The organism is Pseudomonas sp. GD04091, from assembly GCF_029836165.1.
Lineage (GTDB): Bacteria > Pseudomonadota > Gammaproteobacteria > Pseudomonadales > Pseudomonadaceae > Aquipseudomonas.
Map to the genome: position 1 here is coordinate 84,337 of NZ_JAOEBG010000013.1, position 14,192 is coordinate 98,528.

At 64.5% G+C, this 14,192-nt stretch carries 15 protein-coding genes; 3 read left to right on the forward strand and 12 right to left on the reverse strand.

Annotated elements, in window-relative coordinates; genetic code table 11:
- Positions 1-5 precede the first annotated feature (5 nt).
- From N7422_RS16730 to N7422_RS16785, 12 genes are all read right to left on the reverse strand, one after another.
- Positions 6-431 carry a GTP pyrophosphokinase gene (locus N7422_RS16730; RefSeq protein WP_279807570.1) on the reverse strand — a complete coding sequence of 142 codons (426 nt, stop codon included), beginning with the start codon at positions 429-431 and terminating at the stop codon, positions 6-8.
- Positions 432-523: 92 nt separating this feature from the next.
- The gene (locus tag N7422_RS16735; protein WP_279807571.1) at positions 524-1,093 is read right to left on the reverse strand and encodes an SPOR domain-containing protein; all 570 of its coding nucleotides are present in this window, start codon (positions 1,091-1,093) and stop codon (positions 524-526) included.
- 171 nt (positions 1,094-1,264) lie between these two features.
- Positions 1,265-2,827 carry an alkyl hydroperoxide reductase subunit F gene (ahpF, locus tag N7422_RS16740; protein WP_279807572.1) on the reverse strand — a complete coding sequence of 521 codons (1,563 nt, stop codon included), beginning with the start codon at positions 2,825-2,827 and terminating at the stop codon, positions 1,265-1,267.
- 123 nt (positions 2,828-2,950) lie between these two features.
- Positions 2,951-3,514 (reverse strand): alkyl hydroperoxide reductase subunit C, encoded by a 564-nt coding sequence (gene ahpC / locus N7422_RS16745; protein WP_279807573.1) that lies wholly within the window; start codon positions 3,512-3,514, stop codon positions 2,951-2,953.
- Positions 3,515-3,650: 136 nt separating this feature from the next.
- On the reverse strand, positions 3,651-6,095 hold the full coding sequence (locus N7422_RS16750) for a fimbrial biogenesis outer membrane usher protein (RefSeq protein WP_279807574.1): 2,445 nt from the start codon (positions 6,093-6,095) through the stop codon (positions 3,651-3,653).
- Between the two features lie 11 nt (positions 6,096-6,106).
- Positions 6,107-6,838, reverse strand: coding sequence for a molecular chaperone (locus N7422_RS16755; protein WP_279807575.1), 732 nt, complete (start codon positions 6,836-6,838; stop codon positions 6,107-6,109).
- 60 nt (positions 6,839-6,898) lie between these two features.
- Positions 6,899-7,426, reverse strand: a complete 528-nt coding sequence (locus N7422_RS16760; RefSeq protein ID WP_279807576.1) for a fimbrial protein — start codon at positions 7,424-7,426, stop codon at positions 6,899-6,901.
- Between the two features lie 205 nt (positions 7,427-7,631).
- On the reverse strand, positions 7,632-8,987 hold the full coding sequence (gorA, locus tag N7422_RS16765) for a glutathione-disulfide reductase (protein WP_279807577.1): 1,356 nt from the start codon (positions 8,985-8,987) through the stop codon (positions 7,632-7,634).
- A gap of 252 nt (positions 8,988-9,239) precedes the next feature.
- The gene (gene galU, locus N7422_RS16770) at positions 9,240-10,079 is read right to left on the reverse strand and encodes a UTP--glucose-1-phosphate uridylyltransferase GalU (RefSeq protein WP_110733547.1); all 840 of its coding nucleotides are present in this window, start codon (positions 10,077-10,079) and stop codon (positions 9,240-9,242) included.
- A gap of 228 nt (positions 10,080-10,307) precedes the next feature.
- A complete protein-coding gene (locus N7422_RS16775; protein ID WP_279807578.1) occupies positions 10,308-11,222 on the reverse strand; it encodes a c-type cytochrome in 915 nt (304 codons plus the stop codon).
- The gene (locus N7422_RS16780; RefSeq protein WP_279807579.1) at positions 11,219-11,869 is read right to left on the reverse strand and encodes a c-type cytochrome; all 651 of its coding nucleotides are present in this window, start codon (positions 11,867-11,869) and stop codon (positions 11,219-11,221) included. The genes N7422_RS16775 and N7422_RS16780 overlap by 4 nt, the downstream gene beginning before the upstream one ends.
- A 145-nt stretch (positions 11,870-12,014) precedes the next feature.
- Positions 12,015-12,374: a hypothetical protein gene (locus N7422_RS16785; RefSeq protein WP_279807580.1), complete on the reverse strand. Its 360-nt coding sequence runs from the start codon at positions 12,372-12,374 to the stop codon at positions 12,015-12,017.
- Between the two features lie 165 nt (positions 12,375-12,539).
- Between N7422_RS16785 and N7422_RS16790 the strand changes: the two genes are divergently transcribed.
- From N7422_RS16790 to N7422_RS16800, 3 genes are read left to right on the forward strand one after another with little or no spacing between them, the layout of a single operon-like run.
- The gene (locus N7422_RS16790) at positions 12,540-12,842 is read left to right on the forward strand and encodes a DUF1883 domain-containing protein (protein ID WP_279807581.1); all 303 of its coding nucleotides are present in this window, start codon (positions 12,540-12,542) and stop codon (positions 12,840-12,842) included.
- A gap of 4 nt (positions 12,843-12,846) precedes the next feature.
- On the forward strand, positions 12,847-13,017 hold the full coding sequence (locus N7422_RS16795) for a hypothetical protein (protein ID WP_279807582.1): 171 nt from the start codon (positions 12,847-12,849) through the stop codon (positions 13,015-13,017).
- A gap of 35 nt (positions 13,018-13,052) precedes the next feature.
- Complete coding sequence (locus N7422_RS16800) at positions 13,053-14,126, forward strand: nitronate monooxygenase (RefSeq protein ID WP_279807583.1); 1,074 nt, start codon at positions 13,053-13,055, stop codon at positions 14,124-14,126.
- The last annotated feature ends 66 nt before the right edge of the window (positions 14,127-14,192 follow it).

Genomic DNA, 14,192 nt, shown 5'->3' on the forward strand with positions numbered 1-14,192 from the left:
CCGGCTCAAGTCAGCGCGCGCAGGTAGGCGCTGGCCTGCTGGTAGCGGGAGAGCCGAGCGAGGTCCGCGGGGCCGGGGCTGGGGATACGCGACAGGTCGCTGTTGTCGGCCAGGTCCGCCAGCTTGACCTGGCGCGCCAGCGGGTCGACGCCCAGGCGCACGACAAAGGCCTCGTAGCTCTCCCCTTCACGCCGGCTGAGTGCCAGCAGCGCGGCGAGGATCTTGAGCGGGAAGCCTTCACGGGCCAGATCGGACAGCGTCAGGGGCGTGTCTTCCAGCACATCGTGGAGCACCGCCACAATCCGTTGCTCGGGCGTGACCACCCGCGCCATCACCCGCAGCGGGTGGAGTATGTAGGCGGCTCCACCCTTGTCGTACTGTCCGTCATGTGCCCTGGTGGCCACGGCGATGGCCCTTTCCAGCGTTGCCATGAGGCGCTCCCCCATTCAACCCCTGCCACGTTCAGCATAGCTGCGACCTTGCAGCTGTGACAGTTTCGCCGAGGTATCCGTTCCAGCGTGGGTCAGCGCTTGACGCCGTGCTGGATGACGATCGAATCGGTCCCCAGCTTGGCCATCACTTCAGCCTTGCGTGCATCGGCCTGGTCCCGGGTCGGGAACGGGCCCAGCAATACCACTGGCTTGCCGTCACGGTATTCGACCCAGGAAGGAATGCCCTTTTCGATCAGCCGCGCGGTCATGTCGGTCAGTGCCCCCATGTTCGGGCCCTGGATCACTTCCACGTCCCAGCCTTCGGGCGCCGGCTGGTCGGCGAGCGCGTCGGCCCGGCGCTGCAAGTCGGCGCCGCCGCAAAGTTCGCGGATACGCAGGTTGTTGCCCGTCTCGTCGATGAGGATCTCGTACTGGCCGTCATGCTTGATGGCCACGTAGCTGCGGTAGGGCTCATACTGCCCGGCGTCGTCCTTGCCACGCACCTGGCCACAGATGGAACCCTGGGTGTCGAACCGCACGTTGGCGAACTTGGCCGTCTTGGGGTTGTTCAGGTGCTCGGCCACCTGCTTGTGCACGCCTTCGACCTCGTTGTCACAGCCCGCCAGGGCCAGCACCGCCATTACCACCGCCAGTTTGCGCACGCGTCTACCTCCAGATTCGAAGGGGCGCATTCTAGCATGAGCGGGAGCGATAACCGGCGGGGTGAAGCGGTAGCGGACAGTTGCAACGTATGTCGTAGGAAGCTGCAGATTCAAACGTAAGAAAACGCCGCCATACCTCAGGCATGGCGGCGTTTTCGTCACAGCCGCGACTCAGGCCGGCGCCGAGGTGCGGATCAGGTGGTCGAAGGCGGCCAGCGAGGCCTTGGCGCCCTCGCCCACGGCGATGACGATCTGCTTGTATGGCACCGTGGTCACGTCACCGGCGGCGAACACGCCGGGGATGCTGGTCTGCCCCTTGGCGTCGACGATGATTTCGCCCCGTGGCGACAGCTCGACCGTACCCTTGAGCCAATCGGTGTTCGGCAGCAGACCGATCTGCACGAAGATGCCTTCCAGCGCCAGGTCGTGCAACGCGTCGGTGGTGCGATCCTTGTAGCGCAGGCCGGTCACTTTCTCGCCATTGCCGACCACTTCGGTGGTCAGCGCACTGGTGATCACCTTGACGTTCGGCAGGCTGTGCAGCTTGCGCTGCAGCACGGCGTCGGCACGCAGCTGGCTGTCGAACTCGATCAGGGTCACCTGGGCGACGATGCCGGCCAGGTCGATGGCCGCTTCCACGCCGGAGTTGCCACCACCGATCACCGCAACGCGCTTGCCCTTGAACAACGGGCCGTCGCAATGCGGGCAGTAGGCCACACCACGGGCGCGGTACTCCTGCTCGCCCGGCACGTTCATCTCACGCCAGCGGGCACCGGTGGCGAGAATCACGGTCTTGGCCTTGAGCGAGGCGCCACCAGCCAGGCGCACTTCGTGCAGGCCGCCATCAGTGGCCGGGACCAGCGTTTCACCGCGCTGCAGGTTCATGATGTCGACGTCGTACTGCTTGACGTGCTCTTCCAGCGCCGTGGCCAGCTTCGGCCCTTCGGTCTCCTGCACCGAGATGAAGTTCTCGATGGCCAGGGTATCGAGCACCTGGCCGCCGAAGCGTTCGGCAGCGACACCGGTGCGAATGCCTTTGCGTGCCGCATAGATCGCGGCCGCGGCACCGGCTGGGCCACCACCGACCACCAGCACGTCGAAGGCGTCCTTGGCGTTGATCTTCTCGGCCTGACGGGCACCGGCATTGGTGTCGATCTTGCCGAGGATCTCTTCCAGGCCCATGCGGCCCTGGCCAAACACTTCGCCGTTCAGGTAGATGCTCGGCACCGCCATGACCTTGCGGGCTTCGACTTCATCTTGGAACAGCGCGCCGTCGATGGCGACGTGACGCACGTTGGGGTTGAGCACCGCCATCAGGTTCAGCGCCTGAACCACGTCCGGGCAGTTCTGGCACGACAGCGAGAAGTAGGTCTCGAAGGTGAACTCGCCGTCCAAGGCCTGGATCTGCTCGATCACCTCGGCGCTGGCCTTGGATGGGTGGCCGCCGACCTGCAGCAGCGCCAGCACCAGGGAGGTGAATTCGTGGCCCATGGGAATGCCGGCGAAGCGCAGGCTGATATCGGCACCCGGGCGGTTGAGCGAGAACGATGGACGACGGGCGTCGTCACCCTCCGCGCGCAAGGTAATGAGATTCGACAGGCCGGCGATTTCCACCAGCAGGTCGTGCAGTTCGCGGGACTTCGCGCCGTCGTCGAGGGAGGCAACGATCTCGATCGGCTGGGTGACCCGCTCCAGGTAGGTTTTCAGTTGCGATTTAAGCGTGGCGTCCAACATACGGGCGATTCCTTTTTCAATCTCGGATACAAAAACGCCCAGGCGATGTCGCCCGGGCGTTTGATGGGGCGGTAGAGGGTTCAGCTTTGGCGGCTGCTTACCGCCCGCGACTGACGCATGGCCTTAGATCTTGCCGACCAGGTCCAGCGATGGCGCCAGGGTGGCTTCGCCTTCTTTCCACTTGGCCGGGCAGACTTCACCTGGGTGGGCGGCGACGTACTGGGCAGCCTTGACCTTGCGCAGCAGCTCGCTGGCGTCACGGCCTACACCACCGTCATTGATCTCGACGATCTTGATCTGGCCTTCCGGGTTGATCACGAAGGTACCGCGATCGGCCAGACCGGCTTCTTCGATCAGCACGTCGAAGTTGCGGGCGATGACGTGGGTCGGGTCACCGATCAGCGGGTACTTGATCTTGCCGATGGTGTCCGAGGTGTCGTGCCAGGCTTTGTGGGTGAAGTGGGTGTCGGTGGACACGCCGTAGATTTCCACGCCCAGCTTCTGGAACTCGGCGTAGTTGTCAGCGAGGTCGCCCAGTTCGGTCGGGCAGACGAAGGTGAAGTCGGCCGGGTAGAAGAACACGACGGACCACTTGCCTTTCAGATCGGCTTCGCTTACCTGAACGAATTCGCCATTGTGGTAGGCGGTGGCGTTGAACGGTTTGACCTGGCTGTTGATGATAGGCATGTGCTGCTCCTTCATGGGGTGAGTAAGTTGATGGAGGCCATCCTACCCAAGCAGGTCCGCGCTGGCTCATTGGCAATGCTCATGTTGGCGATTGGTTTTGGCTATAAGCGGCCAGTGCCGATAGATTCTTTCATTCCTATGCCGGCATGCAGCTCGAGGTCGCGCGGGCCTCCTGGTCGACCTCGAAATCCAGCCAGCAGGCCTGATGCGGCGCGTCCCCCCAGCTCACCCGCAGCCGCCCGCGCGTGGCCCCGGTGCGCACTTGCACCAGGTTCCCCTGCCCCACGATGCCGATTTCGCTGCCCTGCTCGTCGAATACGCGAGCGCCGAACGGCAAGGCCTCGCCTCCCTGGTGTTCGGCACGAAACACCTGCAAGCTGCCGTGGCGCGTGGCGAACCGCAGCAGCGGAGCCGCGCCGGCCCTGGGTACGACCTTGTGCCCGGCAACCAGCAGTTCGGTGCTGCGCGGCATGCCCTTGGGGTCGATTTCGAGGGTGTTGACGCTGTAAGGCACCAACGAGGGGACGACCGCGTAGCCTCGCCGGTCGAGTCGTGCCTGTGAATGCTGCCTCACCCGCGCGGCAGTGGCCCCGGGCGCGTGGACGATGGCGAAGCTTTCGCCCAGCGTGGGCGCGGCCGTCACCCCACCGGCATGCGCCACCAGCGCGCCACGCGCGCCCAGCGCCAGCTGGCGTTGATCGCCGCGGATGCCCAGCGCGGCGCTGAGGTCACCAGCAGGGCCGTGGTAGCGCAGGTTACCATCGATACCGACAGGGTCGCGCGCGCCCCCCTGATACACCGCCGCGAGTCCATGCCCCCACTGTGAATGCTCGCCTGCGCGTGCGTTCCAGCGCAGGTTGCCACTGGACGCCCCACGGGCATCGAAACGCGTTGCGCTGCTCAACACGCCTCGACGGCGCTCACCCAAGGGCACGCTGAAACTGGCGGTGAGGGTACGGAACGAATCGCCGCGCTCATGACGCTGGCGGCTCAGCGTCACTCCATAGGCCAGGGCGCCAAAATGGTTGTTGTAGCCCATCAGGTAGTCGGTGCTGCCGCGCCCTGCCCAACTGCGAGTGCCGCTGACGGACAGATTGAGCCGTCCCGCGCGCGCCCCGAGGGTCTGGTCCAGCACGACGCTGGCGCGCCAATGGCTCGAATCCTCGGATCGTCCGTGGCGGGCCTGAGCGAACTGATCGAACCCAAGGTAGCCAGGGCTCTGACTGCGGGTGATGGACGCATCCAGGCGTGAGCCGCTGGCGGCCACCTCCTGGCGCCAGTTCAACCGCACGGCTTGCCCCTGCCGAGTGCCTCCGGGTGACGGTGCGGCGCTGGCGTGATAGCCGGTCAGACCCACGGCGCCAACACCCGCGTTCAGGGCAACGCCCATGGCACTGCCGAGGTAGTCCTGCGCCATCCACAAACCACCGTGCACACTCACGCGGTTGTTCAGTCCTTGCTGCCAGCTGCCCTGGCTGAACGCCGGGCCGACACGACCGTAGCCGTCGCGCCAGCGACCGGCCCCCCAGTCGAAGCGCTTGCCGCCAGAGCGCAACGCCAGCGCGGCGGCCTGGAACGGCACGGTGAAGACCTGGACACTACCGTCGGCCTCCCTCACCGTGACTTCAAGATCGTCGCTCAAGCCGCTGGGGTAGAGATCGTCTATTTCGAACGGACCAGGCGCCACGGTCGACTCGTGTACCACCCGCCCCCGATGGCGGATGCTGACCAGCGCGGTGCTGTTGGCGATGCCGCGCACCGTCGGCGCATAGCCCCGTCGGGACTGCGGCAGCATGCGTTCGTCGCTGCCCAGCTGCACGCCTCGAAAGGCGGTGCCCGAGAAGACATCCGCGCTGGTGAAGGCATCGCCGAGGGCCAACTGTGCCGACCAGGCCGGTACATCGCGTCGTACCGAGGTTGCACCGAGACGATAGCGAGTCGAAGCATCGCCCTCGTCCTGCAGACTACCCTCATGGCGCCAGTACCAGTCACCCGTATTCAGCCCGGCACGCAGGCCAAGAAAACCTTGACGGATGCTGCCTCGCGCCGGCGCCTGCTGCTGATACAAGTTCAGGTCGTAGTCGACGAAACCGACGGTGACGCCACTGTCCCAACTCTGCGGACTCACCAGATCGACAGGTCGGCGGAGCAGGCTGTCCTGGCTGATGCTCAGCACCAGCCGCAACTCGGCGTACTCCAGCGCTTCGCTGGCGTTCATGCCCAGCGCGTCGAGTGCCGCACATCCATTCGCCTCCTCCAACAGACTGCGCGCTTCTGGCGTCAGGCGTTGCAGGTCCACCCCCAGCGCTTGCAACACGTCGCTTGCGTAGCAGGGGACGGCCGAGGAGGCGCCGGGCGCTAGCCGCAACGATATCCGATGACGTCCGGCCCAATGCTGGTTGAGTGTCACGTCAAGGTCCAGCTCTCCCTCCGCAACGACGTCCGCGCGCTCAAAGCGCTGCAGGTCAGCCGACGTTCCCAGGCGCAGCAGGCGCGGATCGAACTCGACCGGGCTGGCGAGCCCCACACCGGGTAGCGCCAGCAGACCGAGCAGCACTAAGCGCAAATCCATGACAGACATGGCACACGCCCTTACTGCAGCGACACGGCGCTGGCCAGCCGCTCGGCGCCGTGGTCATCGATGAACGAATAGTCCACTTGCGTGGGCATGGCGTGCGCATCGGTCAGGCCATCGATATCGAATCGCGCCTGAGAGAAGGGCAACACGTGTACCGGCTGGCCTTTCAGCAGCGTGCCTTCACGCATCACGCCGACGCGCCCCAGGTTGACCACATACGGGCCGTTGTTTTGCGTCTCCAGCAACCAGCGCGCGCCGTCGCGCACCCAGCGCCAGACCAGCTCGCGATGAGCATCGGCAGGCCTTCCGGCCAGGTTCTCCGGGCGATGGAACAGCTTGATGCGCGTACGCAGCGCCACGTTGATGACGTTGCCGCTACCCTTGGGGCTGACCTCGAGCACATTCAGCCAATACAGGGTTTCGCGATCGAGCGGCATCGCCGTGCCGGTGTGGAACAGGCGCAGGCTCTGACTCTTTCCAGGATCGATGCGAAACAGTGGCGGCATCAGACTGAACGGCACCTGAGGATTCTGTGCGTCCTCCATGACCACGCCATCGTCGATCCAGGCCTGAACCAGCGCGGGCTGCTTGCCCTGATTGGTCAGGCTGACGGTCACCTCGGCCTGGTCGGCCGGGTAGACCACCCGGGTGGTGGCGATGGTCACGCTGGCCTGGACACTGCCGATGGCCAACAGCGAGCCGGCCAGCAGCAGTGCGCGCCAGCCGACGATAGAAAGCAGCTTCATGAACGAATCTCGCATGCAACAGCTGGGGAAGCAGCCCCCGCAGGGGCTACTGGTGCAGGCTTACAAGTACTCGAGCGAGTAACGGACGTTGGTCGAGACCAGACCAGGCGTGGTACTGCCCAGCGAGAAATAACGGGCGGTGTAGTTCAGGATGGCATTGCCGTTGACGATGTCGATCCGCTGGGAGTTCTGGTTACCTCTGGCACCCGCGAGGTTCATGGGCGCTCGGGCGCTGTTGAGCAACTGCACATCGACGTTGCCGGCCGCGCCGGACCCGCCATCTACGGTGAGCCGCCCTTCGGGGTTCACGGTCGGGCCCGGCTCGAAGTAGGTGGAGACCTGGCCAACATGCGAACACTGGCTCAGCACCAGGCTGAAACTCTGCTCGCCGGCGGTCTGCCCAGCCTGGCGCAGATCATAGGTGCTGACTTGCGGCAGGTTGACCAACAGATCGTTGTTGCCGCCGTTGATGACACAGGTCGGGCCCGCCACGCTGCCATTGAAGCTGATCAGACCTTGATCGGCATTGGCCGCCGCCGCAAGCGTCAGGGCAAAGGTGCTCAGGATAATTTTCGGCAAGGCATTCATTGGAAGTTTTCCTCTCGTTGTGACGACCTGGCGACGCCAGGCCGGTGCCACGCGAGCGGCACCCGATGAGTATCGATAACCCACCGGGTCCGAGGCTGTAGGAAAACTTAGAGGCTGTAGGACATTTCACGCGCCACCAGCGTAGGAAGCTTCGCCGGCACTGCGCCACGGAGCCGCGGCCGGGCTCCTGCGGCGCAGGCCCACTTCAACGGGTCACGGTGCGCATGGTCACGAACTCTTCGGCGGCGGTCGGATGCACGCCGATGGTTTCGTCGAACTGCTGCTTGGTCGCCCCGGCCTTCAGCGCAATCCCCAATCCCTGGATGATCTCGCCAGCATCCGGTCCGACCATGTGGCAGCCCAGTACCTTGTCGGTGTCGGCATCCACCACCAGCTTCATCAGGGTCTTTTCCTGAATGTCCGTGAGAGTCAGCTTCATCGCCCGGAAACGGCTCTCGAAGACTTGCACCTTGTGACCGGCAGCCAGGGCCTGCTCTTCGGTCAGCCCCACGGTACCGATCGGTGGCTGGCTGAACACCGCGGTGGGGATGTTCTGGTAGTCGACCGGGCGATACTGCTCGGGCTTGAACAGCCTGCGCGCCACGGCCATGCCTTCGGCCAGCGCCACCGGCGTGAGCTGCACACGGCCGATCACATCGCCGATGGCCAGGATCGAAGGCTCGGTGGTCTGATACTGCTCGTCGACGCGGATGAAACCACGCGGATCCAGTTCCACGCCGGTATTCTCCAGGCCCAGATTGTCCAGCATCGGGCGGCGGCCAGTGGCGTAGAAGATGCAGTCGGCGACAAGCTCGCGGCCATCCTTGAGCGTGGCCTTGAGGCTGCCGTCGTCGAGCTTGTCGATGCGCTGGATGTCGGCGTTGAACTGCAGGTCCAGGCCGCGTTTTTCCAGTTCTTCCTTCAGGTGAGTCCGTACCGAACCGTCGAAGCCGCGCAGGAACAGGTCGCCGCGGTAAAGCAGCGTGGTATCGGCGCCCAGGCCCTGGAAGATGCCGGCAAACTCGACGGCGATGTAACCGCCGCCCACCACCAGCACGCGTCGCGGCAGGTCCTTGAGGTAGAACGCCTCGTTGGAGGTGACGGCCAGTTCCTTGCCCGGGATGTCCGGCACCTGCGGCCAGCCGCCGGTGGCAATCAGGATGTGCTTGGCGCTGTAGCGCTGACCTTCCACTTCCACTTCGTGGGCGCCGGTCATCCGCGCATGCCCCTGCAGCAGAGTGACGCCGCTGTTGACCAGCAGGTTGCGGTAGATGCCGTTGAGGCGCTCGATCTCGCGATTCTTGTTGGCGATCAGGGTGCCCCAGTCGAAGTGACCTTCCTCCAGGGTCCAGCCAAAGCCGGCGGCCTGTTCCAGCTCGTCGGCGACATGGGCGCCGTACACCAGCAGTTTTTTCGGCACACAACCGACGTTGACACAGGTGCCCCCCAGGTAACGGCTTTCAGCCACCGCCACCCTGGCGCCGAAGCCGGCGGCGAAACGTGCCGCGCGCACACCACCGGAACCGGCGCCAATCACGAACAGATCAAAATCGTAGGCCATGTATTCAGTCTCCTAGGCGGGCGCCCAGCATAGCGCCGTTGGCCGCCACAAACAAAAAAGCCACCCTTCGGGACAATGCCGATCGCTCGAAATCATTGGGGCCGCCTTGCGGCCCTTCGCGGGCAAGCCCGCTCCCACAGAAGTTGTGCCTATCTGTGGGAGCGGGCTTGCCCGCGAAGGGCTGCACAGCAGCCCCAATGCATCAGCCGAACGGCATCACCCGAGGGGTGGCTTGCGACCTCTTGGGCGAACTCAGTACGCCTTGCCGGTCTTGTAGTAGTTCTCGAAGCAGAAGTTGGTCGCGTCGATGTAACCTTCGGCACCACCGCAGTCGAAACGCTTGCCCTTGAACTTGTAGGCGATCACGCAGCCATCCTTGGCCTGCTGCAGCAGGGCGTCGGTGATCTGGATTTCACCGCCCTTGCCAGGTTGGGTGTTCTGGATGATGTCGAAGATGTCCGGCGTCAGGATGTAACGACCGATGATCGCGAGGTTCGAAGGCGCGTCCTCGGGGGCCGGCTTCTCGACCATGTTGGTCACACGGTAGATGTCGTCACGGATCATTTCGCCGGCGATCACGCCGTACTTGTTGGTTTCCTGCGGGTCGACTTCCTGGATGGCAACGATCGAGCAGCGGTACTGCTTGAACAGCTTGACCATCTGGGTCAAAACGCCATCGCCTTCCGGGTTGACGCACAGGTCGTCGGCGAGTACCACGGCGAACGGCTCGTCGCCGATCAGCGGACGACCAGTGAGGATCGCGTGACCCAGGCCCTTCATTTCAGTCTGACGGGTGTAGGAGAACGAGCACTCGTCGAGCAGGCGACGGATGCCGACCAGGTATTTCTCCTTGTCGGTACCCTTGATCTGGTTTTCCAGCTCGTAGCTGATGTCGAAGTGGTCTTCCAGGGCGCGCTTGCCGCGACCGGTGACGATGGAGATCTCGTTCAGGCCGGCGTCCAGCGCCTCTTCAACGCCATACTGGATCAGTGGCTTGTTGACCACCGGCAGCATTTCCTTGGGCATGGCTTTGGTAGCGGGCAGGAAGCGGGTGCCGTAACCGGCTGCCGGGAACAAGCATTTCTTGATCATATACGTCCTTAACAAGGGCTTTGCGTACGAAATTCGGCGCAGTCTAATCAGGCGGCGGTCACCTTACAATGCCCGCGCGCCGGCCGATGCCATCATAGAGATATTCCAGTGTAGTTAGTTCCGGAGGCACGCAAATATTGCGCACTGCGCAGGTCAGCGCAGGCTGGCCCGCGTCCACGGCGATGGCGTCCTGGCCGTGGAAGCGGACTGGCCCCGGAGGAGGCCGCCTCAGCCGCCGACTCCCTGCCCGATCAGCACGCCATCGACCTTCTGCCCATACAGGTTGACCCCGTCATTGGCGTGGAATTTCAGGCGTGTCTTCTCGATCGAGCCCTGCACCAGCCGCGGGTCCTGAGGCCGCTCATGGCGATTGATCCAGGCCGCCACGTCCCAGGCCTGCTGGTCGCTCAGGCTGCCGGGCTTGCCCAGGGGCATGTTGTACTTGATGAACGAGGCCGCGGTGTTGATCCGGTGCATCCCGGCGCCCCAGTTGTAGGAGTCCTTGCCCCACAGCGGCGGCATCACATACTCCCCGGCCACCTTCTGCCCTTCGCCATCGTTGCCGTGGCAGAGGGCGCACTGCTGGTCATACACCTGCTTGCCTCGCTTGAAGTCGTAGCCGCCCTCGGGCTGCGGCACTTCCGGATAGCCACGCCCGGCGATCTCCACGCCCGTCGGCGCCTGGGTCGACAGCCAGTAGGCATACACGCTGAGGGCGGTCATCTGCGGGCTGTCGGCGGCCGGTGGCTTGCCGTTCATGCTGAACGTGAAGCACCCCTGGATACGCTCGGCGAAAGTATTGACCTTGTCGTTCTTCTTGCGATACGCCGGATACATCGGGTAAGCGCCCCAGAGCGGCGCGGAGTGGACCATGCGCCCCTGGTCGAGGTGACAGTTGCTGCAGTTCATGCCATTGCCGACCGCCTCGGGCATCAGCCGACGCGTGTCGACGAACAGCGCATGCCCTTCGCGGACCATCTTGCCGAATGCGTTGTCAGGGATCGCGTTTTCCGCGGGAGGTACGAACTGCGGGGCGGTCTGCCCCCCCGGGACCTTGAGCTGGGACTGGTCTTCCATGGCGATAGGCGCGGCGTGGGCGGTGCCCATGGCCAGCAGCAACAGAGCGGGAATCATCGGTTTCATGGCTTGACCTCCTGGCTGGCCGGATGGGCGAAGTAGTCGGCAACCGCCTTGACCTCGGCATCGGTCATCGCCTTGGCCACGTTGACCATCAACTGGTTGGGGTCATTGCTGCGGCTGCCATCGCGCCAGGCATTGAGCTGCGCCACCAGATAGCCGGCGGGCTGTCCGGCCAGGGGGGGAAAGTGCTCGCCGACGCCACTGCCGCCCGGGCCATGGCACTGCACGCAGCCGGGAATCTGCCGGCTCCAGTCGCCGTACAGCGCCAGGCGTGTCGTCGGATCGCCGGCGATCTGCTGACGACGCAGGTCAGGCGCGCCATCGGCGGGCAACGAGGCCAGGTAGGCGCTCACCGCTTCGATTTCCGCGTCATCCAGGGCCTTGGCCAGCGGCTCCATCACCGCCTGCTTGCGGCTGCCAGCGCGAAAATCATGCAGTTGCTTGGCGAGATAGCCGGCCGACAAGCCGGCGAGGCGAGGAAAACCGGCGGCGGCAATGCCCTTGCCGTCCGGCCCATGGCAGCCCAGGCAGGCCATGGCGGCGGGGTTCTGCCCGCCCTGGTTGAAAATCTTCTGGCCGTCGGCAGCGTGCGCCGAGGGCCAGGCCAGGATCAGCACGCTGCCGATCAGGACACGACTCAAGGGGTTCATCACGGAGACTCCATTTCCTTGTTATAAGCTTAGGCTCAAACGATATAAGCCCAGAAATACTAGGCCTATTCCCCGGCATGCGACAACGTGCCGCCGGGAAGGAAAATGGCATTTCGCCAGCTAATCGCCGATTAACTGCGCTGGATCAAGAACCGGAGATGCATTGGGTCGCCGAGGTGCGCACATCGCCCAGGCGCAGGGGGAAGTTGTTCAGGCGCTCGTAGACCTTGATCGAGCTGCCGCTGCCACGCTTGTCGATATCCAGCAACGCTGCGGGGCCAGCACCAGCCGTCAGCTTCTGCGGCACGATCAGGCGCAGCCCGCCCCCGCGGACCTCTTCCTGCAGCGGATCACGGGTATCGGCCAGCTTGCGCTTCACGCAATCGGCATACTCCCGAGGCGACTTGCCGGATATCACATCCATGGTTTCGTGAGACTGCTCCAGTTCCGACACGCTGACACAACCACCCAACGTCAGCGCCACCGCTGCCACCATCCATTTCATGCACGCCATCTCCAGCTTCTTGTAAAGTCATCCTCTGACCACGCCCAGGCGGTTTTGCTCCCACCTCTGGCAGAATTCTCCTTGGCCGGGCCAGCCCGGACGCAAGTGTAACCTCACATCGTGATATCTTTCGCGTTTGCAGAACCAATCCTTGCGGAGCACCCCATGAAATTCGTACACCAGCGCGAGCACCTGAACGAGGACGATATCGTCGTCATCGAATGCTCCCAGCGCTGCAACATCCGCCTGATGAACGACGCCAACTTCCGCAGCTTCAAGAACGGCGGGCGACACACCTACCACGGCGGCCACTTCGAGCGCTTCCCCGCGAAGATCACCATACCCAGCACCGGCTTCTGGAACATCACCATCGACACCGTGACCGCACGCCCGATCTCGGTGACCCGCAAGCCGACCTTCACCCACAAGATCAAGATCATTCGCCGCTCGTCGTCGAAACTCGGATAAGCGCATGAACCAGACCCTCAAATACGTGATCAAGTACAAGCTCGATGGCGAGCGCCGCTGGGATTTCGCCTTGATGCCCGACGCCTCCCTGGAGCAGGCCCGACAAGCACTGCGCAAGATCCACGGCGATGACGCCGACAAGATCAGCGACATCCAGGTCAGCAAGGCCCTGTAACAACGCCCGATCCCGTCGCACTCAAGGAGTCGCCCATGAGCACCTGGCAAGACCGCCGCATCCTCGACCTGCTGGGCATCGAGCTGCCCATTCTCCAGGCGCCCATGGCCGGTGCCACCGGTTCGGCCATGGCTATCGCGGTCGGCAACGCCGGCGGCCTGGGCGCCCTGCCCTGCGCCATGCTCGGCCCCGAGCAGGTACGCAGCGAGATCGAGGCCTTCCGCGCCGCCTGCCCGGGCCCGCTCAACCTGAACTTCTTCTGCCACCAGCCGCCCTTGCCCGATCCCGAGCGCGATGCTCGCTGGAAAGCGGCGCTCAAGCCTTACTACGAAGAGGTTGGAGCTGATCACGACGCACCGACGCCGGTCTCCAGCCGCGCGCCCTTCGATGAACAGAGCTGCCGGCTGATCGAGGAACTGCGCCCGGAGGTGGTCAGCTTCCACTTCGGCCTGCCAGCGCCCGAGCTGCTGGCGCGGGTCAAGGCGACAGGGGCCAAGGTGCTGTCCAGCGCCACCACGGTGGAAGAAGCCGTCTGGCTTGAACAGCGCGGCTGCGATGCGGTCATCGCCATGGGCTATGAAGCCGGCGGCCATCGCGGCATGTTCCTCAGCAGCGACATCACCAGCCAGATCGGCACCTTCGCCCTGGTGCCGCAGGTGGTCGACGCGGTGCGCATCCCGGTCATCGCCGCAGGTGGTGTCGGCGACCATCGCGGCCTGGCCGCGGCCCTCGCCCTCGGCGCCTCGGCGGTGCAGGTCGGCACTGCCTACCTGTTCTGCCCCGAGGCCAAGGTCTCGGCGGCGCATCGCCGCGCCCTGGACAGCGCCCCGGCCAGCGATACCGCGCTGACCAACCTGTTCACCGGCCGCCCGGCCCGTGGCATCAACAACCGCATCATGCGTGAACTGGGACCGATGAGTGCGCTGGCGCCACACTTCCCGTTGGCCGGAGGGGCACTGCTGCCCTTGCGGGCGATCACCGACGCCCAGGGCAATACCGACTTCAGCAACCTGTGGTCCGGCCAGGCGCTGCGCCTCGGCCGACACATGCCGGCCGGCGAGCTGACCCGGGTCATCGCCGGTCAGCCATGCAAAAAACTGACTTCGTGATCAAGAAATTGCCACGATAGCGCTTCCCGACGGATGGCTTATCGCTATATATTTCGCAACATAACG

Bases quoted from the DNA above. Each gene is read 5' to 3' on its own strand.
- N7422_RS16730 (WP_279807570.1), bottom strand. From the start codon at position 431: ATGGCAACGCTGGAAAGGGCCATCGCCGTGGCCACCAGGGCACATGAC.
- ahpF (WP_279807572.1), bottom strand. From the start codon at position 2,827: ATGTTGGACGCCACGCTTAAATCGCAACTGAAAACCTACCTGGAGCGG.
- ahpC (WP_279807573.1), bottom strand. From the start codon at position 3,514: ATGCCTATCATCAACAGCCAGGTCAAACCGTTCAACGCCACCGCCTAC.
- N7422_RS16750 (WP_279807574.1), bottom strand. From the start codon at position 6,095: ATGTCTGTCATGGATTTGCGCTTAGTGCTGCTCGGTCTGCTGGCGCTA.
- N7422_RS16755 (WP_279807575.1), bottom strand. From the start codon at position 6,838: ATGAAGCTGCTTTCTATCGTCGGCTGGCGCGCACTGCTGCTGGCCGGC.
- N7422_RS16760 (WP_279807576.1), bottom strand. From the start codon at position 7,426: ATGAATGCCTTGCCGAAAATTATCCTGAGCACCTTTGCCCTGACGCTT.
- gorA (WP_279807577.1), bottom strand. From the start codon at position 8,987: ATGGCCTACGATTTTGATCTGTTCGTGATTGGCGCCGGTTCCGGTGGT.
- galU (WP_110733547.1), bottom strand. From the start codon at position 10,079: ATGATCAAGAAATGCTTGTTCCCGGCAGCCGGTTACGGCACCCGCTTC.
- N7422_RS16775 (WP_279807578.1), bottom strand. From the start codon at position 11,222: ATGAAACCGATGATTCCCGCTCTGTTGCTGCTGGCCATGGGCACCGCC.
- N7422_RS16780 (WP_279807579.1), bottom strand. From the start codon at position 11,869: ATGAACCCCTTGAGTCGTGTCCTGATCGGCAGCGTGCTGATCCTGGCC.
- N7422_RS16785 (WP_279807580.1), bottom strand. From the start codon at position 12,374: ATGAAATGGATGGTGGCAGCGGTGGCGCTGACGTTGGGTGGTTGTGTC.
- N7422_RS16790 (WP_279807581.1), top strand. From the start codon at position 12,540: ATGAAATTCGTACACCAGCGCGAGCACCTGAACGAGGACGATATCGTC.
- N7422_RS16795 (WP_279807582.1), top strand. From the start codon at position 12,847: ATGAACCAGACCCTCAAATACGTGATCAAGTACAAGCTCGATGGCGAG.
- N7422_RS16800 (WP_279807583.1), top strand. From the start codon at position 13,053: ATGAGCACCTGGCAAGACCGCCGCATCCTCGACCTGCTGGGCATCGAG.